At 67.1% G+C, this 21,458-nt stretch carries 22 protein-coding genes; 15 read left to right on the forward strand and 7 right to left on the reverse strand.

Annotated elements, in window-relative coordinates; genetic code table 11:
* Positions 1-165: 165 nt before the first annotated feature.
* A complete protein-coding gene (locus tag HNP48_RS34715; RefSeq protein ID WP_184866217.1) occupies positions 166-396 on the reverse strand; it encodes a hypothetical protein in 231 nt (76 codons plus the stop codon).
* Between the two features lie 22 nt (positions 397-418).
* Positions 419-1,357: a peptidoglycan DD-metalloendopeptidase family protein gene (locus HNP48_RS34720; RefSeq protein ID WP_260420501.1), complete on the reverse strand. Its 939-nt coding sequence runs from the start codon at positions 1,355-1,357 to the stop codon at positions 419-421.
* A 90-nt stretch (positions 1,358-1,447) separates the two neighbouring features.
* Here HNP48_RS34720 and HNP48_RS34725 point away from each other — a divergent pair, with 90 nt between their 5' ends.
* The 4 genes from HNP48_RS34725 (at position 1,448) to HNP48_RS34740 (ending at position 6,311) form a co-directional block, all read left to right on the forward strand.
* Positions 1,448-2,731, forward strand: a complete 1,284-nt coding sequence (locus tag HNP48_RS34725) for a phosphatidylserine/phosphatidylglycerophosphate/cardiolipin synthase family protein (protein ID WP_184866161.1) — start codon at positions 1,448-1,450, stop codon at positions 2,729-2,731.
* 208 nt (positions 2,732-2,939) lie between these two features.
* Positions 2,940-3,962: a hypothetical protein gene (locus tag HNP48_RS34730; RefSeq protein ID WP_311773897.1), complete on the forward strand. Its 1,023-nt coding sequence runs from the start codon at positions 2,940-2,942 to the stop codon at positions 3,960-3,962.
* Positions 3,963-4,028: 66 nt separating this feature from the next.
* A complete protein-coding gene (locus tag HNP48_RS34735) occupies positions 4,029-5,147 on the forward strand; it encodes a hypothetical protein (RefSeq protein ID WP_184866165.1) in 1,119 nt (372 codons plus the stop codon).
* Between the two features lie 27 nt (positions 5,148-5,174).
* A complete protein-coding gene (locus HNP48_RS34740; protein WP_184866167.1) occupies positions 5,175-6,311 on the forward strand; it encodes a hypothetical protein in 1,137 nt (378 codons plus the stop codon).
* 40 nt (positions 6,312-6,351) lie between these two features.
* On the opposite strand, the gene HNP48_RS34745 is transcribed toward HNP48_RS34740, so the two are convergent.
* Complete coding sequence (locus HNP48_RS34745; RefSeq protein WP_184866169.1) at positions 6,352-6,606, reverse strand: hypothetical protein; 255 nt, start codon at positions 6,604-6,606, stop codon at positions 6,352-6,354.
* 190 nt (positions 6,607-6,796) lie between these two features.
* On the opposite strand from HNP48_RS34745, the gene HNP48_RS34750 reads away from it, so the two are divergent.
* From HNP48_RS34750 to HNP48_RS34765, 4 genes are all read left to right on the forward strand, one after another.
* Entirely contained in the window at positions 6,797-7,762 is a 966-nt protein-coding gene (locus HNP48_RS34750) for a MoxR family ATPase (RefSeq protein ID WP_221480465.1), read from the forward strand.
* A gap of 8 nt (positions 7,763-7,770) precedes the next feature.
* Complete coding sequence (locus tag HNP48_RS34755) at positions 7,771-8,964, forward strand: DUF58 domain-containing protein (RefSeq protein WP_184866171.1); 1,194 nt, start codon at positions 7,771-7,773, stop codon at positions 8,962-8,964.
* Positions 8,961-10,403 (forward strand): transglutaminaseTgpA domain-containing protein, encoded by a 1,443-nt coding sequence (locus HNP48_RS34760; protein ID WP_184866173.1) that lies wholly within the window; start codon positions 8,961-8,963, stop codon positions 10,401-10,403. The genes HNP48_RS34755 and HNP48_RS34760 overlap by 4 nt, the downstream gene beginning before the upstream one ends.
* Before the next feature lie 148 nt (positions 10,404-10,551).
* Positions 10,552-11,334, forward strand: coding sequence for a transporter substrate-binding domain-containing protein (locus HNP48_RS34765; protein WP_184866175.1), 783 nt, complete (start codon positions 10,552-10,554; stop codon positions 11,332-11,334).
* Positions 11,335-11,516: 182 nt separating this feature from the next.
* Here HNP48_RS34765 and HNP48_RS34770 read toward each other — a convergent pair whose 3' ends face one another.
* The 4 genes from HNP48_RS34770 to HNP48_RS34785 form a co-directional block, all read right to left on the reverse strand.
* Positions 11,517-11,837 (reverse strand): DUF2322 family protein, encoded by a 321-nt coding sequence (locus HNP48_RS34770; RefSeq protein ID WP_184866177.1) that lies wholly within the window; start codon positions 11,835-11,837, stop codon positions 11,517-11,519.
* Between the two features lie 80 nt (positions 11,838-11,917).
* A complete protein-coding gene (locus HNP48_RS34775; protein ID WP_184866179.1) occupies positions 11,918-12,340 on the reverse strand; it encodes a nuclear transport factor 2 family protein in 423 nt (140 codons plus the stop codon).
* A gap of 393 nt (positions 12,341-12,733) precedes the next feature.
* The gene (locus HNP48_RS34780) at positions 12,734-13,300 is read right to left on the reverse strand and encodes an AAA family ATPase (RefSeq protein WP_184866181.1); all 567 of its coding nucleotides are present in this window, start codon (positions 13,298-13,300) and stop codon (positions 12,734-12,736) included.
* 73 nt (positions 13,301-13,373) lie between these two features.
* Positions 13,374-15,197: a glutamine--tRNA ligase/YqeY domain fusion protein gene (locus tag HNP48_RS34785; RefSeq protein WP_184866183.1), complete on the reverse strand. Its 1,824-nt coding sequence runs from the start codon at positions 15,195-15,197 to the stop codon at positions 13,374-13,376.
* A gap of 331 nt (positions 15,198-15,528) precedes the next feature.
* Between HNP48_RS34785 and HNP48_RS34790 the strand changes: the two genes are divergently transcribed.
* The 7 genes from HNP48_RS34790 to HNP48_RS34820 all read left to right on the forward strand — a co-directional run bounded on the left by HNP48_RS34790 (position 15,529) and on the right by HNP48_RS34820 (position 21,455).
* Positions 15,529-15,879 (forward strand): hypothetical protein, encoded by a 351-nt coding sequence (locus HNP48_RS34790; protein WP_184866185.1) that lies wholly within the window; start codon positions 15,529-15,531, stop codon positions 15,877-15,879.
* Positions 15,880-16,081: 202 nt separating this feature from the next.
* On the forward strand, positions 16,082-16,537 hold the full coding sequence (aroQ, locus tag HNP48_RS34795; protein WP_184866187.1) for a type II 3-dehydroquinate dehydratase: 456 nt from the start codon (positions 16,082-16,084) through the stop codon (positions 16,535-16,537).
* Complete coding sequence (locus HNP48_RS34800; protein ID WP_184866189.1) at positions 16,537-17,460, forward strand: alpha/beta fold hydrolase; 924 nt, start codon at positions 16,537-16,539, stop codon at positions 17,458-17,460. The genes aroQ and HNP48_RS34800 overlap by 1 nt, the downstream gene beginning before the upstream one ends.
* Positions 17,461-17,467: 7 nt before the next feature.
* Complete coding sequence (gene arfB / locus HNP48_RS34805; protein WP_184866191.1) at positions 17,468-17,974, forward strand: alternative ribosome rescue aminoacyl-tRNA hydrolase ArfB; 507 nt, start codon at positions 17,468-17,470, stop codon at positions 17,972-17,974.
* Between the two features lie 720 nt (positions 17,975-18,694).
* Complete coding sequence (locus HNP48_RS34810; protein ID WP_184866193.1) at positions 18,695-19,528, forward strand: class III extradiol ring-cleavage dioxygenase; 834 nt, start codon at positions 18,695-18,697, stop codon at positions 19,526-19,528.
* 137 nt (positions 19,529-19,665) lie between these two features.
* Positions 19,666-20,322, forward strand: coding sequence for an alpha/beta hydrolase (locus HNP48_RS34815; RefSeq protein ID WP_184866195.1), 657 nt, complete (start codon positions 19,666-19,668; stop codon positions 20,320-20,322).
* Between the two features lie 125 nt (positions 20,323-20,447).
* Positions 20,448-21,455, forward strand: a complete 1,008-nt coding sequence (locus HNP48_RS34820) for a DUF3014 domain-containing protein (RefSeq protein WP_184866197.1) — start codon at positions 20,448-20,450, stop codon at positions 21,453-21,455.
* The last annotated feature ends 3 nt before the right edge of the window (positions 21,456-21,458 follow it).

The raw sequence follows: 21,458 nt of genomic DNA on the forward strand, positions 1-21,458 counted from the left end.
GTGTTCACCATGTCTCCGCACAGGTGTTCACCATGTCCCCGGTCTGTACAGCGAAGCAAAGAACAAGTACCTCGGCCGCCGGGCCGAGACCCGGCCTCCGCCCTCAGCACAGGCACACCATCCAAACAGCCGCGTTGCAGAGCCTCCGGCCCCGCCCTCAATCAATCAATCGCTACTCCCACCCGTAACCGCCTTGACCCCTGCGGCGCCCACATCCACCGTGGCACCAACCACCTTGGCCCCCACCTTCACCGTGGTGGCCGCCACACTCACCGCGGCATCGGCCACGGTGACCACGGCGCAGCCGGAGCAGCACAGCGCCACGGCGGCGCATGCAATGGCCCAGCGCCGTGTGGTCTGGTGGGACGGGGTGTCTTGTGCAGGCAAATGTGTCATCTCGGATTCTGTGTTGGGGATGTCAGGCGGCAGGGACGAAGAGGGCCGGATCTACCATGGTGCGGTTGAGCATCACGCCCCAGTGCAGGTGCGGGCCCGTCACGCGGCCGGTGGCGCCCACGGCACCCAGGCGCTGGCCGGCGGCCAGCACGTCACCCACCTTCACGTCGATGGCGCTCAGGTGGCAGACCATGGACAGCAGGCCCTGGCCATGGTCCAGCCACACCGTGCCGCCGTTGAAGAAATACTCGCCCGTGTCGATCACGCGGGCCGGCAGGGGTGACAGGATGGGCGTGCCCGTGGGCGCGGCGATGTCCATGCCGCTGTGCGGATTGCGCGCCTGGCCGTTGAACACGCGGCGCAGCCCGAACGAGCTGGAACGCCGCCCCGGTACCGGCACGCGCATGCGCAGCGAATCGATGGCCTGGCCTGCGGGCTGCTCGGTGAAGGTGGCCATCACCAGCGCCTGGTGGTCGCGCTCGCGCTCGTAGCGCGCCTGGTCTTCGGGTGACAGGTCCACCGTGCGCGGCGACACGGTGAGGTGCTGCTCCTTGTACTTCTTGGGCGCCACGGTGTAGGGCAGTTCCCGCGCAGCGCCGCCCTTGGTGGACTGCAGCGTGGCGTGCGCAGGCCCGGGCGCTGCTGCCAGCGGTATGCCCACCACAGCCGTCCACCCGGCGGCATCGCCCAGCACCAGCACGGGCAACGGCTCGCCCTTGGCGCCCAGGGTGTGCACCACGGGCCGCGTTGCCGCCGGCCCGAGCGGCAGGCGTGCCACGCCGCCCGGAACCAGCAGCGCCTGGGGCCATACGGTGGGCTCGGCCGGCCGGGCCTGTGGCTTGGCATGCAGCAGGCCTGGCGCATGCAGGGACAGCAGGCCGCCGCCCGCAGCGAGCAGGGCAGTGCGCCGGCTCATCGATGGCGTGGGGGGCGTGGAGAGGGGGCGAAGGGGGTGGGGCATGTCGCGACAGAAAAACAGGCGCCATTGTGCCGCGTCATCTGGGGAATTCTGCCTACATGGGGCACCTGGGCGCGCCCCAACAATCGCGCCATGCCCCAACCCGGTCGCGCCGTGCGCATTGCGCTCCTCACCTTCGTCGCTACGGCGGCCCTGGTGCTCTTCGCCCTCAATTTCACAGCCGGCGAGAAAAAGATCCAGCACCAGTTGCCGCGCCTGTACAGCACGGCCAGCCCGCAGTTCGAGCGCGCCATGGGCAGCCTGCTGGGTCCGGGCATCCTGGGTGGCAACGAGGTGAAGGAGCTGATCAACGGCGACCAGATCTTTCCGCCCATGCTCGCGGCCATCCGCTCGGCACAAAAGAGCGTGACCTTCGAGACCTACATCTACTGGTCGGGCGACATTGGCAAGCAGTTTGCCGATGCCCTGGCCGAGCGCGCGCGTGCGGGCGTGCCGGTGCATGTGCTGCTCGACTGGGTGGGCAGCGCCAAGATGGAAGAGAGCTACCTCACCGAGATGCGCGAGGCCGGCGTGCTGGTCGAGAAGTTCCACAAGCCGCACTGGTACAACCTGGCGCGCATGAACAACCGCACCCACCGCAAGCTGCTGGTGGTGGACGGGCAGGTGGGCTTCACCGGCGGCGTAGGCATCGCGCCCGAGTGGACGGGCAACGCCCAGGACCCCGACCACTGGCGCGACTCGCACTACCAGGTGCGTGGCCCCGCCGTGGCGCAGATGCAGGCCACCTTTCTGGACAACTGGCTCAAGGTCACCGGCAAGGTGGTGCATGGCGAGGCCTACTTTCCGCCCGTCGCGCCGCAGGGCAATCAGCGCGCGCAGATGTTCTCCAGCTCGCCATCGAGCGGCAGCGAGAGCATGCAGCTCATGTACCACATGGCCATCACCGCGGCCGAGCGCAGCCTGGACCTGTCGGTGGCCTATTTCGTGCCCGACGACCTCACGCGCCAGCTCATGCTCGATGCGCTGAAACGCGGCGTGCGCATCCGCCTCATCACGCCCGGGCCGTACACCGACACCGAGACCGTCAAGGCCGCCTCGCGTGCCACCTGGGGCCCGCTTTTGGCGGCCGGGGCGGAGATTTACGAGTACCAGCCCAGCATGTACCACTGCAAGGTCATGATCGTGGACCAGCGCCTGGTGTCGGTGGGCTCCACCAACTTCGACAACCGATCCTTTCGCCTCAACGACGAGGCCAACCTCAACGTCTACGACACGGCGTTCGCCGAGCGCCAGACACAGGTGTTCGAGGACGACCTGAAGCAGTCGAGGCGCGTGACGCTGGAAGACTGGCAGCGCCGGCCGCTCAGGGAGCGCTTGTCCGAGCGCCTGGCGGCCTTGCTGGAGTCGCAGCTGTAGGCAGGCCGCTGCGGGGCCGGCCACGTGTTTCGCTCACAGCTGGTTACTTCATGGGAATGCCTTGCGGGCCTTCAGGATGCTGCGCGTTTCTACAATTCCGCCCTTCGACAAGACAAAAGAGAGAGGGATGGCCATGGCACAGCGGCGACGCATTCTGGCGGGCATATCGGCATGGCTGGCGACTTGGTTCGCAGGGGCACCAAGCAGTGTGTCCGCAGCCGACGGCCCCACTGCCGGCCGGGCCGGCATCCACCCCTGGATCGACGCGGGCGACAAGGTGGTGGCCGAGGTGAGCGCCGATGGCAAGCTGCTCGCGCAGCTCGACCACCAGGCCACGCAGCCGGGCCTCCAGAAGCGGCCCGCGCTGGTTGTTGCGCTGCCCGTGGGGCTCAAGCGCCTGCGGCTCAAGGGGCAGGTCACCCAGGGGGGCAAGGCATCGTCCTTCGACAAGACCTGGACGGTGCGCGACATGGCGCCCTTCTCGGCGCCGCTGTACGACCAGGGCAAGCCCTGGATCGAGCGCGTGCGCGGCCTGGCCGCGAAGCTCGGCCGCACGGTCATCATCAAAGCCGGCGATGGCGGCGCCAAGAAGAAGCCTGCCAAGGCCGCCTTTGCAGACCTGGAAAAGACCCTGGGTGTTCCCTTGCCACCGCTGGTGAAGGTGCTGGGCGACTGGCAGATCGAGGTCGGCGATTCCTATTTCCTGCAGGCGGCCCAGATGCGCAATGTCACCGACATACTGCTCAGCGAAGGAGGGTACGAGCGCAAGGGCAAGGATGGGCTCGATACCATCCTTGCGCCTGCCGTGCGTGCCCGCTACGACCGCAGCCTGGCGGTGTTCATCGAGGTGGGCGATGGCCTGGGCGCCCTGGCATGGGACCCGGCCGGCGTCATCCCTGGCGAGGCGCCCAACACCACGGGCGACAAGGGCAATCCTGGCGCCCGGCCCGGCGCGACGGGCGAGGGTGTGTGGTACTGGCTGCACGAGGGCCATATCAACAAGCCCGAGCTGCTGCTGGACGACGATTACCGGCCCAAGACTGCAGAGGCTGTGTTCACCCATGTGTTCCAGCGCTTCGCGCTGTCGGGGTTGGAACTGGCCGAGTCGCAAGACGAGCTGGAAGTCGATACGGCCAACCCGCGCCCCAACCTGCTGCAGCTGCACTTCGACGGGCCGCGCAAGCCGCGCCTGTGGCTGCGCAGCTATGACTACCACTACAGCCTGTATTGACTGATGCACAGCAGCGCGCGGCGTTCATGCCAGCGCGCCCGCACCAACTCCAAGGGGATGAATTCAATGGCACAGCAGTGCGGGGCGCAGCCCCAGCGGCGGCGCATTCTGGCGGGCCTGTCGGCCTGGGTAGGGGCTGCCATGGCGGGCGGGTTGGGCGGGCAGGCCCTTGCTGCCGGGGGAACCTCGGCGGGCAAGGCCGGCATCCATCCCGCGTTGGAGCCGGGTGACCGGGTGGCGGCCGATGTGCTTGTCGATGGCAAGGTGGTTGGCAAGTTCGATCACCAGGCCACGGCAGGCGGAATCGCCCGGTCCCCGGCGCTGGTGTTTCCGCTGCCCATGGGCCTCAAGCGTGTGCGGCTGCGGGGCAAGGCGACCGTGGAGGGAAAGTCCGGCAACTTCGACACCAGCTGGAAGGTGCGCGACCTGGCGCCCATCCTGGGCCCGCTGTACGACCAGAACAAGCCATGGATCGAGCGTGTGCGCAGCGTGGCGGCCAAGGCCGAGTTCATCACCGTCAAGCCGGGCGATGGCGGCGCAAAGAAGAAGCCTGCCAAGGCCGCATTCGCCGACCTCGAAAAAAGCCTGGGTGTACCGCTGCCTCCGCTCGTGAAGGTGCTGGGCGACTGGCAGATCCAGCTGGACGACTCCGGCTTCCAGTCGGCGGCCGACATGGGCAAGATCACCGAGATGTTGCTGAGCGAGTGGGACTACCAGCGCACGGGGCCCGGCGGCCTGGACAAGATCCTTTCACGGACCGTGCGGGCCCGCTATGACCGCAGCGTGAGCGTCTTCATCGAAGTGGGCGATGGGCTGGGCGCGCTCGGCTGGGACCCGGCCGGCGTCACGCCCGGCGAAATGCCCAACACCTGGGACGACAAGGGCCACCCCGGTGCCCGGCCTGGCCCGTCGGGTGAGGGCGTGTGGTTCTGGATGCACCAGGAGCGCCTGAACAAACCCGTGCTGCTGCTGGACGAGGAATACCGCCCCCGGAGCGCGGAGTCGGTGCTGAACGCCATCTTCCAGAGCTTCGTGTTTCTGCAGTCGTCGGAGGCCGAGGCGGACGACGAACTGACCTTGGACTCCGCCAATCCGCACACCAACCTGCTGCAACTGGGCTTTGGTGGCCCCGGCCAGCCCAGCCTGTCGCTGCGTGGTTACGACTACCAGTACGGCTTGTATTGATTGATTCAGAGAGAAGAAGGTATCCATATGGTGCAGAAAAAAGTCCCGCAGTGGCGCCAGCGTGCACTGGCCGCAGTGGTGGCCATGGCGGCAGGGCTGCATGGCGGGCAGGCGGCCCTGGCGGCCGGCCCCGAAGCGGCTGCGGTGGCTGTGCTACAGGCCGGCAAGGCCGGCATCTACCCCGATCTGGCTGCGGGTGACCGCGTGGTGGCTGATGTGATCGTGGATGGCAAGGTGGTTGGCAAGCTCGACCACCAGGCTGCAGCGGCGGGAGGCAGCGCATCGCCAGCACTGGTGTTCGCCTTGCCCCCCACCACCAAGCGTGTGCGCCTGCGCGGCCAGGCCACGGTGAAGGGCCAGTCCGCACCGTTCGACCGGAGCTGGAAGGTGCGCGACCTGGGGCGCCTGTCTGCGCCGCTGTACGACACCCGCAAGCCCTGGATCGAGCGCATCCGCGGGCTGTCCACGGTGGCCGAGGAGGGCGTGTCCGTCGAGCGCATTGACGCCAAGGCGCTCAAGAAGCCCGCCAGTGCCCTCTTTGCCGACATCGAGAAAAGCCTGGGTGCTCCGCTGCCGCCGCTGGTGCGGGTGCTGGGGGACTGGAGCGTTGATACCGGCCACTCCTCTGGTTTCGTGACGGCGGCCGGCATGGTCAAGGTGACGGACATGCTGGTGAATGAACGCAACCACGAACTCAAGGGCCCACGGGGGCTGGACCGGTTGCTGGACACCGGGCTGCGCGCCCGCTACGACCGCAGCCTGGTCGTGTACCAGGACATGAACAGCGGCATGGGAGCCCTGGCCTGGGACCCCGCGGGCATCGTGCCCGGCGAGAAACGCGGCACCTGGAAGGGCGACAGCAACCCTGTGGCGCAACCGGGCCCCGCAGGCCAGGGCGTGTGGTTCTGGATGAGCGAGAAGAACCTCGACCAGTCACCCCGGCTGCTACTGGGCGACGACCTGCGCCCCATGACCGCCGAAGCCGCGATGACCCATGTCTTTGAATGCTCCGTGCTGAGCGATGAAAGCTCGCGTGCGGAAGCGGGCGAACTGATGGTGGACACCGCCACGCCCAAGGGCAGCCGGCTGGCGCTCGATTTTGAAGGCCCCGGTCAGCCCCGTCTGGCTTTGGGCAACTACGACTACCACGACTGCCTGTACTGACTGGCCGGACCGCGGTTCGGCTGCGCGTGGCCGCCAGCCCTCAGTGCTTTACGAACTCGTAGGTGACGGCTTCGCTGTCCACCATGTCCAGCACTTCGTGCAGCGCATCCTCGTCGTCGGTGCTGCTCCACAGCTCTTCGGGGTCGGTGGCGAACAGGGGCTCGATGGCGATGTCCATGTAGCGGCCATCGGGCAGGCTCAGCACAGGCGTGCCTTCGGAGGTCTCGACCAGCTCCCAGTCTTCGGGGACGGACATTTCGAGTTCGATGGTGACCTTGAGTTTCTTGGTGGCCATGGTGGTGCTTTCTGTGGAATGGTTCTGGATGCCGGCAGGGTAACCGCATTCGGCCGGGCCGCGGTGACAACGGTTTCTCGCCCCGCCGTGCCCGGATGAATGACCCTGCGCAATCTCAGGCTTGGGCCAGGCACGGGGCGCGCCTAGAATTTTCAGAAAACAAAGACAGTCAACCAGAGAGGGTAGTGCGTTGGATCTCACTCAATCGGCCGCAAGCGCCGCGCAGCACAGCTGCGCCCACACGGCGCAAGCCATCGTTCACAACATCGAAAAAGTCCTGCAGGGCAAACACCGCCAGGTGGAGCTGGCACTCGCGGCCATGGTGGCCGGCGGGCACCTGCTGATCGAAGACGTGCCCGGCCTGGGAAAGACCATGCTGGCGCGCGCGCTGGCGGTGTCGGTGGGCCTGTCGTTCAAGCGCATCCAGTTCACTGCCGACCTGATGCCGTCCGACATCGTGGGCGGCCCCGTCTATAACCCCAAAGATGGCTCGTTCACCCTGCGGCCCGGCCCGGTGTTCGCCAACGTCGTGCTGGCCGACGAGATCAACCGTGCCAATCCGCGTGCCCAGTCGGCCCTGCTCGAATGCATGGAAGAGGGGCAGATCACGCTGGACGGGCAGACCCTGCCGCTGCCGGCCCCGTTCGCCGTGCTGGCCACGCAGAACCCCATCGACATGGCGGGCACCTACCCGCTGCCCGAGGCCCAGCTCGACCGTTTTCTGATCCGCCTGTCGCTGGGCTACCCCGATGCGGCGACCGAGGCCGGGCTCATCCAGAGCCAGCAGTATGCGCACCCGATCAGCCAGCTGCGGCCGGTGTGCGGCGCAGGCGAGTTCGAGCAGTTGGTGGCAGCGGCGCATGCCGTCTCCATCACGCCCGAGGTGGCGCAGTTCATCGCCTCCATCGTGGCGGCCACGCGCAAGCATGCGGACATCCGCTTCGGCGCCAGCCCGCGCGGCACGCTGGGCCTGGCGCGCATGGCGCGCGCGCTCAGCTGCATCCGCGGGCGCAGCTACGTGGACCCGGCCGTGGTGCGCGAGGTGGCTGCCCCGGTGCTGGCGCACCGTATCATCGTGCAGGGGCAGGGCGCCCAGGCCAAGGATGCGGCCGACATCATCCAGGGCATCCTGATGCTGCAGCGCACCCCTGTCTGAGCCGCGCCATGGAACGCCTGCTCACGCGCTCGCGCGTGCTCATCGCATTCTGCGGCACGCTGCTGCTGGCCGCGCTCAACCGCCGCGACCCCATGGTCTACGGTATGTTCCTGTTTCTCACCACCCTCACGGTGCTGGGTTTCGTGCTGCCGTGGCTGTCGCTGCGTGGCATGGCCGTGCGCTTGGGCGCGAACGGCACGACCGAGGTAGAGGAGGGCGCTGCCTGCGACCTGGGCATCGTGGTGGAGCGCAGCGTGCGCTGGCCTGCCTTCATGGTCGATCTGGAAACCGAATGGGAATGGGCCGGGCACCGCATGGTGCTGCGCCAGACGGTACCGGTCATCCGCAAGGGCACTGCCCCCGTGGTCGGGCGGCTGGCGCGCTTTGGCTGCCGCGGCCACTACCGGCTGGTGGCGGTGCGGCTGGCCAGCGGCTTTCCGCTCGGCTTGCTGCAGGCGCGGCACAGCATGCCACAGCAGCACACCGGCATTGCCGTGCACGTGCTGCCGCGCCCGCAGGCCGTGCACTGGCCGCAGCCCTGGAGTGTGTCGCCCGACGCTTCGGGCACGCTGGCCACGCGCCACACGGGCCAGTCGTTTGAGCTGGGCCTGCTGCGCGAGTACCAGCAGGGCGAATCGGTGGGCCGGGTCAACTGGCGCGCATCGGCGCGCGTGGGCGATCTGGTGATCCAGCACTTCCAGCAAATGGGTGCATTGGCCCTGCGCCTGGTGGTGCTGGCGCCTGGCTCACCCGCCCTGGGCGATCTGCGCAGCGCTGGCGAGCAGGCCATTCGCCTGGCGGCCGGGGTGTGCGATGCGGCCCTGGCCCAAGGCGCCAAGGTCTTTGTGTACCCCGCGGCCGATGGCGAAGCCATGGACCAGCCTCCCGTGCAGGATGCAGCGCTGCTGCGCCAAGCCTTGGCCTCGGCCCTGCCCAGCAGCCCCGTGCAGTTGCGCGGCGCCTGCGCCCGCTTGGCCGGCGATGCCCGCGCGGGCGAGCAAGTCGCCCTGGTCGTGCCGGGCGACCTGGCCGTGGCGGACCTGCAGGCAGCGCTGGCCGAGTTGGTGCGCCTGCCGTGTACGGTGGTCGTGTGCATCGCGGTGGGGCGTGCAGGCGCCGCCACCCACCGTGCCAATGCCGGGCAACTGCGCGCCTTGGCAGAGCAGGCAGGCGTGGCCACGGTGCTGGGGGAGGCGTCGTGAAGCCGCAGCGCAACCAGGTCGCCACGGCCCGCAAGCCAGTGGGCAAGGCACCTCTGCAGACGACAGAGGGCCTGCCGCTGCGCAGCAGCGGCGCGATTGTCTTTGCAGGCCTGTGCTATTTGTTCACCGGCTTTGCGTTCTCGTACGTGGACCGAGGCCGCCTGGCCTTTGGCGTGTTCTGCGTGCTGTGGCTGGCATGGGCCCTGCTGGGCTTTGGTGCGGGTGTGTTCAATTTGCGCGGCCGTGCTGGCGCAGGCCACGGGCTGTGGCGTGGCATGGCGCTGATGGGCGTGGTGCTGGCGGTGTTCCCCGGCATTTTGCTGTACCCGTTTGCCCGCTGGATCTGCCTGGTGCTGATGGTGGTGATGGCCGCGCGCGCAGCGCAGATGCGCACCCGGCGCGACCTGTACTTCACGATGACAGTGGTCTTCACCGTCTGCTTCTTGACGACCACGCACTACGCTGCCGACTGGAGCCTGTGGTTCTACCTGGGCCCTGCATGGCTGTTCGGCGCGCTGGCGCTGGCCTGGCTGCATGCCGAAGGCGTGGACCTGTCGCGCTGGACGCAGCTGTCCATGATCACTGGCTTCGTCGCCGTGTCGTGCGTGATCGCGGCCTGCCTGTTCCTGTTCGTGCCTCGGCCGCCGGTGTTGGGCTTCGGCTTTCTGCCGGACGGCGATGTGCCCGGCCTCTATGACCCGCCCCTGGGCCACCAGGGCGATGGCAGCGGGCAGCGGCGCGCCGGGGGGAGTGGCGGCGCGGGCGCCCAGGGCGGCGGGTGGGGCGATGGGCACCCGGGCCAGTCGCGGCCTCGCCAGGGTCCACCGCCATCGCGCTGGGACCGCATGCTCGACGGCATGCGCGATGCCGGGCGCGACCCCTTTGCGCCGCAGTGGCAGCGCGGCGCCATCAACGGGGCGCTGGATGCCGCCCAGGCGCTGCGCAACTGGCTGCGGGGTAGCGGCCCCGCTGCGCCATCGTCCGGGGAGCCGGGTGACTCCGGCGAGCCACCACCGCCATCGGGCGGCGCAGCGGACAACGTGAACAACCTGTTGGTGATGCTGGCCATGGCGCTCGTGGCCTGGCTGCTGTGGCGCTATCGCTACCGCTGGGGCCCGCGCCTGGCGCTGGCTGCGGCATGGGGCCTGTCGCGCTGGTTCCCGGTGCGGTCGATGCAGGTGTCTGCCCGTGCCATGACCTGGTGCCTGCGCGGCCGCCGCCACCTGCCGCAACCTGGCCAGTCCGTTCGCGAGCACTGGTCATCGGCCCCCGGCCTGGCGCCGCTGGCCCGCCAGTGGACAGAACGCGCACTGGAGACCTATTGCGCCACCCGCTTCGGCGGCGTGCCCGCCACGCCCGAGCGCGCCCTGCGCCTGCGCGAAGACGTACTGGGCGCTGCCGACATCATGGCGGGTGCTTCACCAGAACTCGCGCGCTGAACGGCAGGCACGCGGCACAGATCGTGCTCGATTGGCAGGTGCCCGTTCTGTGGCACCTGTTGTATCCTTTTGTTGCGAACCGCCCGCGCAGACGGTGGCGGTCGCACCGCCCCTACCTGCCCCCTCTTCACCTTCGGAGTTCCGTGAAATGATCGCCAAGAAAGTCCTCGCCCTGGCTGCGGCCGCTGTGGTCGCCACCTTGTCCCTGAGCCAGGCCGCCCAGGCCGGCCCGCGCCTGGACAAGATCATGGAAAGCAAGGTGCTGCGCGTGGGCACGCCGGGCGACTACCGCCCGTTTGCCATCAAGACCGACGCTGGCCTGTCGGGCCACGACATCGACGTGATCGAGGCCATGGCCAAGGAGTTGGGCGTGAAGATTGAGTACGTGCAGACCTCCTGGCCCAAGCTGATGGCGGACCTGCAGTCCGACCAGTTCGACATTGCGGTGGGCGGCATCACGCGCAACGTGGCGCGCATCCGTTTGATCGAAATGCTGCCCGGCTACGCCCCCTTCGGCAAGGTGGCCCTGGTGCGCTCGGCCGAGAAGGCCAAGTACAACACCGTGGACGACCTGAACAAGCCCAATGTGCGCGTGATCAAGAACCCGGGCGGTACCAACGAGACCTATGTGCTGCAGAACCTCAAGGCCGCCCAGGTCAGCACGCACGAGAAGAATGCCGAGATCCCGGGCCTGATCGCCGAGGGCAAGGGCGACGTGATGATCACCGAGACGTATGAGGCCCTGGTCTACAGCAAGGCCGACCCGCGTTTGCACGCGGCTTTCATCGACACACCGCTCACGCCCAAGAGCTACCTGGGTTTCATGCTGCCCAAGGACGATGCGGACTACACGCGCGTGATGAACTTCGTGTGGGGCCAGATCGACAGCCGGGGCATCCTCAAGGGTGCCTCCGACAAATGGCTGAAATAAGTACAACCCCCTGAGTCGCTTCGCGCCTTCACCCCTTCTCTCGAATGGCTGCGCCATTCGGGAAGGGGGACGCAGCCCGTGCGGCGGGGCGGCCCTTGCACGGCTGCCCTGGCTTGGGCCGCGTGCGCTCTAACGACTATGACGGAATTGGCATTGGCTTGGTAGCGATTGCCGGTGTTGCATCAGGCCTGTGCAATCACCTGGGCGCGGTAGCTCTCGCTGCCTTCGGCCCAGCCCAACAGGCGGTCGATATTGGGGTGCTTGCCTGGGAAGGCCTTGGCATCGGCCACATGCTCGGCATACCACTCCAGGCCCAGCGCGGCGGCCTTTGGCGTGATGCTGCCACCATAGAGCGCGGCCAGCGCAGAGTAAACCACCAGCGAGCCGGTCTGGCCGGGCTTGTTCTCGATGGTGGCGATCACCTGGCCATCGGCGCCCAGCAGTTGCAGGGAGGCGAGGTGGGCGGCGGAAGGCAGTTGCTGGAGGCGGGCGGCGAAGTTCATGGGGTGGAGCAAAGAAGGCAAAAAGAAAACCGCCGATCTTAGGGCCCCTGCGCGCTCCATCCATCCAGCCGGTCTGACAGTCAATGCTTGGTCGGCAGCTTCATCGAATCATCGACCGGCGTCTCGGTGTGCATCACGCACTGCCAGCGCCCGTCGGCGTGGATCCAGGTCGAGCTGTCGTGCATCACCTGTTCCGTGCTGTGCGCCTTGTCGCCGCGCGGCGCCACGCCCTGTTTCACGCGGTAGGTCAGGATACCCATGGCATCGGTCGGAAACTCCACCTGCATGTCGCTGAACTCGAACGCGGTGACCACCATCGGGCCTTCCTTGGCCATCTTGCCGTACATGGCGCGGTCGAACTTGAGTGCGCCATGGCTGCTGACCATCAGCGCAGGCTCGGCCAGCAGCTCGGTGGCGGCGCTGACGTTCTCGTCGACCATGGCTTGCCAGAATCGGGTTTCCAGATCGATGAGGGCCTGGCGCGGGGCGGTTGTCGTGGGCATGGGGACCTCCGTTTTTGCACGAACAAGGGTCCATGGTGCCGCTGGCGAGCCCGGGCGGGCATCGGTCGATTGCGATGGGCGGGGTAGGGGGTAGCTGACAGGGAAAAGACAGTACCTGTCTTAAAGCTCCACGTCGCGTACCAAGCTTCTATCTCGCGTCATATCCAACAGGCCCGATTGCTCCTCGTGCAGCGGAGAGCGCTGGATGAACTCAACCAGTGTCTCTGACTCTTCCTGCGAGTTGGCGTCCTCAAGCCGTGGTGGTGGGCTTGACGTCACGTGCGACCCCTTTGGTCGGTGCCATCGGAACCGTGAGCCCAAAAGCATCGGCCATCCGCTGGGCTTGCTGTGCGGACTGAGCGAGGGCCTTTTCCAGCGCCTTGGGAGACGGCATCAGTGCTGGCTGGCGATTTTTTGCAGTTTGAGCCATGTTTGAGGTTCCTTCACAGTCAAGGGGCCTGCTTCTTCTTGGGTTGCAACCAGGCTTGCCTGGGGAGGCCGGGAGTTGTCAAAGACGGCCCATGTGGATGCGATAGGAGCGTAGAGTTCGAAAAAATTTGCCAGGCTCCGCCCAAAGCGCCGCCGTACCACGTCCGCAGGCACATCGTGGCCGCCGAGCGCTACGCGAAGTTTGACACGCCTGACTGCAAGCTGCGCATTTGGCAGCGAAAAGTAGTAGATGGCGACCCGGTAGCCTTGGGTTCTCAGGCTCTTCAGAAACGGTGCAAAAGTGCGGCTGGAGAGGGTACTTTCAAAGGCAAAGTTTTCTCCCGCACTTGCGAGTTGCCGCAATCGACCGAGCATGATGCGGCCCGCTTCGAACGCGACCGCTTCGGTATTGCGGCCTGACAGTCCCCGTGCGATGAAATCTGCGTTGACGAAGGTTTCGATACTGAGGGACGCAAGGATGGCATCAGCGTGGGTGGACTTGCCAGCCCCATTGGGGCCGGCAAAAACCACTACCCGAGGCGGTTGCCATATGGGTCACGCTCTGGGCAAACTGAGGCTTGAGCGTGTACGCATGCAGGGGCGCTTACTTCCCCCACGAATCCTTCAACCCCACCGCCAGGTTGAACACCGGCTTGCCCGGCTCGTGGTCCACCCGGTCGGCGACAAAGTAGCCGTGGCGTTCGAACTGGAACTTGTCGTCCTTGTGGGCATGGCCCAGGCTCGGTTCCACGATGGCGGTCACAGTCTTCAGGCTGTTGGGGTTCAGGCCTTCGATGAAGTCCTTGCCGCCCGCGTCGGGCTGGGCTTCGAGGAACAGGCGGTCGTACATGCGCACTTCCGCTTTCACGCCGTCGGCCACGCCGACCCAGGTGATGGCGGCCTTGACCTTGACGCTATCGGCGCCGGGGGTGCCGCTCTTGGTGTCGGGCACCACGGTGGCCAGCACCTCGGTGATCTTGCCGTCGGCGTCCTTGGTGCAGCCGGTGCATTCGATGACGTAGCCGCCCTTCAGGCGCACCTTGTTGCCGGGGAACAGGCGCTTGTAGCCCTTGGGGGGCACTTCCTCAAAATCTTCGCGCTCGATCCAGACCTCTTTGCCGATGGTGAAGTGGCGCTCGGGGCTTTCCACGCCTTCGGGCGGGTGGGGCAGCGAGGGCAGGGAGCAGGGCTCCAGGTGGCCTGCTCCCATGACCTCATCCCAGTTGGTGAGCACCAACTTGACGGGGTTGAGCACGGCCATGCCGCGGAAGGCCTTGAGCTCCAGGTCTTCGCGCAGGCAGCCTTCCAGGGTGCTGTAGTCGATCCAGCTGTCGCTCTTGGTCACGCCGATGCGCTCGGCAAACACCTGCAGCGATTCGGGCGTGTAGCCGCGGCGGCGCAGGCCGACGATGGTGGGCATGCGCGGGTCGTCCCAGCCGCTGACCTTGTGGTCGTACACCAGTTGGGCGAGCTTGCGCTTGCTGGTGATCACATAGGTGAGGTTCAGGCGCGAGAACTCGTACTGGCGCGGGGGCGGGTTGCTGAGCAGGCCACCTTCGGTCAGGCGCTCCAGCACCCAGTCGTAGAAGGGGCGCTGGTCTTCGAATTCCAGCGTGCACAGGCTGTGGGTGATCTGCTCGAGTGCGTCCTCGATGGGGTGGGCGTACGTGTACATCGGGTAGATGCACCAGGCATCGCCCGTGTTGTGGTGCGTGGCGCGGCGGATGCGGTAGATCGCCGGGTCGCGCATGTTGATGTTGGGGCTGGCCATGTCGATCTTGGCGCGCAGCACCATGGAGCCGTCTTCGTGCTCGCCATTGCGCATTTCGCGAAAGCGCTTGAGGTTCTCGGCGGGCGTGCGGGCGCGGAAGGGGCTGTCCACCCCGGGCTTGCCGAAGTCGCCGCGGTTGGCGCGCATCTGCTCCACGGTCTGCTCGTCCACATAGGCGTGGCCGGCCTCGACTAGGTATTCGGCCGCGCGGTACATGAAGTCGAAGTAGTCACTCGCTTGGTAGGGCGCGGCGTCGGGGCTGCCGTTCCAGTCGAAGCCCAGCCATTTGACGGCATCGATGATGCTGTTGACGTACTCGGTGTCTTCCTTTTCCGGGTTGGTGTCGTCAAAACGCAGGTGGCACACGCCGCCGTAGTCACGTGCCAGGCCGAAATTGATGCAGATGCTCTTGGCATGGCCCACGTGCAGGTAGCCATTGGGCTCGGGCGGGAAGCGCGTGCGGATCTTGGCCGGGTCGGGCTGGCCCTTGGCGTGGTGGGCCGCGTCGCCCGGTGTGCCACCCCACTGGCGGCTGGCGTAGGTGCCCTTGTCCAGGTCGTGCTCGATGATCTGGCGCAGGAAATTGCTCGTTTTGGTGGCTTCGGCTGCCGATTCCGGGGTTGCGGCAGGGGTGTTGGCGGGGGTGGACGTGGTCATTGCCCCATTTTAGGGGGAGGCCGGGCTGTCTGCTGCACTGCAGCGCGGCCACGGGCGCCAGGGGGCACGCTGCGGGTGCCCGCCAGGGCTTTCTGCGCCCGGTTGGCAACGCCCCAGTGCTGCAAAAACCGCCTGTCACTGTCTGTAACCGCTTGCCAACCCCGTGCCGGAGCGGGTTGGCGTGAACTATTGCGCAGGAGTGCGTACTCACGTGTACGTAAAGAAACAATAAAGATGGGGTTTCATGCCATCCTTTCGGACATCTGGTGCGTTGAGTACCAGTGAGGCGATTCCCGACCACGAGGGCCGCCTCCACTACCAGGAGATTTCCATGACGAAAACCCGTTCTATCCAGTCCATGGCCGCTGCCGCTGGTGTGGCCTTGGCGCTCTTCGCAGCCGCAGGCTCGGCCCATGCCCGCAGCGATGTCAATTGGTCGATAGGCCTGAGTTCGCCAGGTGTGGTGGTGGGCGTGGGCAACGGCTACCCCGTGTACTCTGCCCCGGCGCCTGTTTACTATGCACCCCGCCCCGTGTACACGGCCCCGGCCCCGGTGTATTACGCACCGCCCCCACCGGTGTACTACGCGCCGCCCCCGCCCGTGTACTACTACCGCGGCGGCGGTTACGGCCACCGCCACCACCACGGTCATGGCCACGGCCACGGCCGTTGGGACCGCTGACCTGACCGGCGGCGGGCTGCGCGTATTCCCGGCCGTGCGCCGGGGCATGTGAGCCCATGCCGCCGCACACCGTGCGGCGTGCCGTGCGGTGTGTATGGGGCCTGGGACCACGGTGGCGCGCACCGCATAATCCCGCGTTGGATCGAAGAGGGCCGTCTGGCGCAAGACCGGCGGTCCACCCCAACGTCTGGAGACCTGCTGCATGTCCGCGAACAAGAAAACCGTTTTTGTCCTCAATGGCCCCAACCTGAACCTGCTGGGCACGCGCGAACCCGCCGTGTACGGCGCGCACACCCTGGCCGATGTCGAGCAGATGTGCGTTGAGGCCTGCGGGCGCCACGGTTTTGCGCTGCGTTTTCACCAGAGCAACCACGAAGGCGCCCTGGTGGACTGGATTCACGAGGCCGGCCGCCTGCATGCCGCCGGTGAGCTGGCGGGCGTGGTGCTCAATGCGGGCGCCTACACCCACACCAGCGTGGCCCTGCACGATGCGACCAAGGGCACGGCCATCACCCTGATCGAGCTGCACATCAGCAATGTGCACGCGCGCGAGGCCTTCCGCCACCACTCCTATATCGCCGCAGCGGCCAAGGCCGTGATGTGCGGCTTTGGCGTGCGCGGCTACGCGCTGGCCATCGACGGCTTGGCGGGCATGTGATGGCGGGTGGGGTCGGCGACGAGGACGAGGGCGGGGCGCCCCCGGGTCGGGACGATCGTCCCGTCGCCAGCCTGCCGTCTCCCGAGATCGACCGACTGCGCGCCCTGGCGCAGCGCCACACCACGCCCTGCGGAAGCGGCGAAACCGTGTGGCACCACTGGGGCGATGCGCGGGCCGACGTGCCCCCGCTGGTGCTGCTGCATGGCGGCAGCGGCAGCTGGACGCACTGGGTGCGCAATATCGAGCCCCTGGTGGCCGCCGGCCGCCAGGTCTGGATCCCCGACCTGCCGGGCTTTGGTGATTCGGCGGTTCCGCCCACGGGCGGCGATGCCGACGCCTTGGTCGAGCCCATGGCCGAGGGCCTGCGCGCCCTGTTCGGGCCCCGGCCGGTGGACCTGGTGGGCTTTTCGTTTGGCGGGCTCACGGCCGGGCTCCTGCTGGCGGCCCACCCCGAACTGGCGCGCCAGCTGGTGGTGGTGGGCGCGCCCGCCATGGGCCTGGTGGCCGAGCGGCCCGTGCGCCTCAAGGGCTGGCGCCACCTGCCGCCAGCCGAGCAATTGGACATGCACCGCTACAACCTGGCCGCGCTGATGCTGCGCGACCCGGTCTTGGTCGATGGCCTGGCGCTCGAAGTGCATGTGGGCAATGTAGTGCGCGACCGCATGACGCGCCGCCGCCTGGCGCGCACCGACATCCTTGCCCGTTCGCTGCCTTCGGTTGCATGCCCGGTGCATGTGATCTATGGCGAAGACGATGCGCTGTACCAGGGCGTCATGGACGGGCTGCGGGCCGCGTACGCCGCCGCCACGCCCGATTTTCGCGGCATGGTGCTGGTGGCAGGCTCCGGGCACTGGGTGCAGTTCGAGCGGCCCGAGGCGTTCTTGCAGGAACTGCTGGCGGCGTTGGCCGATGGGGCCGAGTGAGCGTGCGATGAGCACTGAGGCACCCAAGGCCCCACCTGCTGCTGCCACGACACCCGAGGCCGCCCCGCGCCCGCCCCGGCCACCGCAGGAGGCCCCACGCGTCAACGGCCAGGTCGCCGTGCTGCAAGTGGACGAGCGCGAGGTCGAGATCACTGCCATGCGCGCCCAGGGCGCGGGCGGGCAGAACGTCAACAAGGTATCGAGCGCCGTGCACCTGCGCTTTGACATCGCGGCATCGTCCCTGCCCGAGGGCGTGCGAGAGCGCCTGCTGGCCCTGCGCGATGCGCGCATCACCAACGAAGGCGTGGTCGTCATCAAGGCCCAGCAGTACCGCAGCCAGGACATGAACCGGGCGGAAGCGATGGAGCGGCTGAATGCCTTGGTCAACTCGGTGGCTGCGCCGCCAAGGGTGCGGCGGGCAACCAAGCCGACCTATGGGTCCAAGCAGCGGCGGCTGGAGGGCAAGAGCCAGCGCAGTGCGACGAAGGCGTTGCGGGGGCGGGTGGTGGATTGAGCGAAGTCGCGGAAGAGATGTCTTGCTGCGGTGGTCTGGGTTGCTCAGAATTCCTTGATATCCAAACGTTTGGACGAATAGAAGCGAGATGAGGCACTACTGCACTTTTTTCCTGAGGTCGAATAACAAAAAATCAGCGGTGGAAATTTTCCAGCGGTCTGCGGTGCAAGCGCTTGTTTTCCAAGATGAGCAGGCTCCGGCCAATTTGGCGAGCTCAATACGAATGCAAGCCCTGGGATTTGTCATTCGAAATGACCTGCCTAGATTCAGTTGGCATCTAGACACGCGCCAAGCAATTGGAACTGACGAATGTGATCCGTTCGTGCATGTGTCGTGGCTTCTTTCCCAACTTAGGCCCGGCACCTTGTTAGGTGAACTGAGACGTCGTGGCGTTGAATCATCCCTGGGGTTTTATTGGGGCGGGAACGGGACGGGAGGTGGACCATACATTTCCAGCGCTTTGGCGGAGTTGTTGGTGAAGCACCAGATCGACCTCGATCTTGGGTTTTACTACGAGAGCAACACCGATAGTGACGATGTGCATTAGCGCCGCCCACGAACAGTAAATGTGTTTGCACGCCAGCAGCCTTGGGTTCAATGCCCGCCTTCAAAACCCCAATTCATCCCAAAAACGCAACAATCCGTTTGACCAGCGGTGCTTGGTCTCGGCCTGGGTAAGTCCTACAGTACCTCTCAGACCCTAGAGAAAGTACGCCCACCATGTCCGCCACCACCCAAGCCCCTTCTTCGCCATCCGCCACCGTGCCCGCCCTGTTTGTCTCGCACGGCGCGCCACTGTTCGCCATCGATGCCGGCACCACCGGCCCGGCGCTCACGCAGTGGGGGCAGGGTCTGCGCGCGCAGTTCCCCGGGCTGCGCGGCGTGGTGATCATGTCGCCGCACTGGATGGCGCGCAGCGCGCAGGTGATGACGGGGCCGCAGCCGGCCACCTGGCATGACTTTGGCGGTTTTCCGCCCGCGCTGTACCAGCTGCAGTACCCGGCGCCGGGCTCGCCTGCGCTGGCGCAGGAGGTGCTCTCGCTGCTGCAGGCCGCCGGCGTGGCTGCGCAGGGCGATGCGGCGCGCCCCTTCGATCATGGCGCCTGGGTGCCGCTGATGCATTTGTTCCCCGATGCCGACCTGCCCGTGGTGCAGGTGGCCCTGCCCGCCAGCGCGGGCCCGGCCGAGGTGTACGCGCTGGGCGCGGCGCTGCGTGGGCTGCGCAGCCAGGGCGTGCTGGTGGTGGGCTCGGGCAGCATGACGCACAACCTGTCCGAATTCTTTGGCGGGGCGCGCGAGCCGGCGCCCTATGTGCTGGAGTTCAGCCGCTGGATCGAGGATGCGCTGGCCCGGGGCGACATGCAGGCGCTGCTCAACTACCGCAGCCAGGCGCCGCATGCCACGCGCGCGCACCCTACGGAAGACCACTTTCTGCCCATCTTCTTTGCGCTGGGCGCGGCGGGCGATGACCTGCAGCCGCAGTACCTGAGCCGGGAAGTGATGTATAGCATGCTGTCGATGGATGCGTTTGCCTTGCAACCCGCGGCACACTGAGCGACGAACAAACCTCTTCTGGCGTCGTTGCTGCGTCTTGCCGTACTTGCAGTACTGTCTGCGACGCAGCGCCTAGCCAGAACCGCTTCGCTGAGCTTTGTTCGCCGCTTTGCGGCACCTCTTTAGTATCAAGATTCATGACTACACCCCAACTGCCCCTGACCTACCTGCACCGCCCTCCCGCCGCCGGGACTGCCGAGCCCTGGCTGCTGGTACTGATGCATGGCGTGGGCAGCAATGAGCAAGATCTGTTCGGCCTGGCGCCGCATGTGCCTGGGCGCTTCCACGTGCTGAGCCTGCGCGCGCCGTTTCGCATGGGACCAGATGCCAACGCCTGGTTCGAGTTCTCGGTCCTCCCCAATGGCGAGCGCCGCATCGACGAAGCGCAGGAGCTGCAAAGCCGCGCCCTGGTGGCCCAGGCGGTCGAAGCCGCTGCGGCCCAGTTGGGCGTGCCCGCGAGCCGTGTGGTGGTGGGCGGCTTCAGCCAGGGCGGGATCATGTCGCTGTCGCTGCTGCTCACGCAACCCGCGCTGCTGCAGGCCGCCATGGTGTGGCACAGCCGGCTGCTGCCCCAGGTGCTGCCTGCGGCCGCGCCGGCTGCTGCGCTGCAGGGCAAGCAGCTGTGGGTGAGCCATGGCACGCAGGACAACGTGATTCCGCTGGCGCAGGCGCATGTCATCCGCGAGCACTTTGCGCAGTTGCCCGTCACCTTGAACTACCGCGAGTTCCCGGGCATGCACGAGATTCGCCCGGCCGAGCTGGCGGCTACGGTGGATTGGTTGCAGGCGCTGTAGGAATCTCCCGCGTGCTGCGCGCCTGTTGCGTGCGCGCAGCGTGCCCGTGGCGTGAACAGGGCGTTACTTTTCAGCGGAACCTAAAGGGTTTCCAATGGTCAGGCCTGTTTTGAGGAACCCTCTGCATGCCCGACCCAGTGCTCGACCACGACCGCGACTTCTCCGAACTGCGCAGCGACCACCGCCCGGCTCCGCCGCGCAGCGGGGGCGGTGCCACCGCAGTGGTGGCGACCGTGCTGGTCGTGGCCCTGGTCGGTGCGGGCTATGCGTGGTGGCGCTGGCAGGCCGGCAATGCCCCTGCCGAACCGACCACCAGCGCCGCACCGCCTGAAGCAGCGGCCCCCGCGTCGGCCCCCGTGGCTGCGGCATCCGAACCCACGGGCCCGCAGAACCTGATCGAGCCCCCGGCCGATGCGGCCGCGCTGCCCGACCTCGCCGAGTCCGATGCGGCCGTGGCGCAGGCGCTGGCCGAATTGCTGGGCCAGCCCTCGGTGGGCTCTTTCCTGCAGCTTGACGGCTTTGTGCGCCGCGTGGTGGCCACGGTGGACAACCTGCCGCGTGCCCAGGCGCCTGCACGCATGTGGCCGGTGCAGATGGCGCCGCGGCGCTTCAGCGTGGAAGGCGTGCCCGGCACGCACGGACAACTGGCCATTGCGGGCAGCAATGCCGGGCGCTATGGCGCCTTTGTGGCGTTTGCCGAGGCGATTCCCATGGACCAGGCCGTGGCCCTCTACACGCGGCTGTACCCGCTGTTCCAGCAAGCCTACGAAGAGCTGGGCTACCCGGGCAAGTACTTCAACGACCGGCTGGTGGCTGTGCTCGACCACCTGCTCAAGACCCCCGAGCCCACCGGCCCGCTGCTGGTGGAGCTGACCGAGGTGAAGGGCGAGGTGCCCTCCACCCGGCCCTGGGTGCGCTATGAGTTTGTGGACCCGCAGCTGCAGGCCCTGTCCAGCGGGCAGAAGATGCTGGTGCGCATGGGGCCTGAGAACGAGAAGCGCCTGAAGGCCCGGCTGGCCGAGTTCCGCAAGCGCGTGGCCACCGGGGTGGTGCCCAAGGCGGCGGGCAAAGGGGCTCAGGCCAAGCCACCGGCTGCTGCGGCCAAATCGGCACCGGCGGCCAAAGCGCCTTAGCAG

It is taken from the genome of Acidovorax soli (assembly GCF_014207955.1).
Classification (GTDB): Bacteria; Pseudomonadota; Gammaproteobacteria; order Burkholderiales; family Burkholderiaceae_C; genus Acidovorax; species Acidovorax soli_A.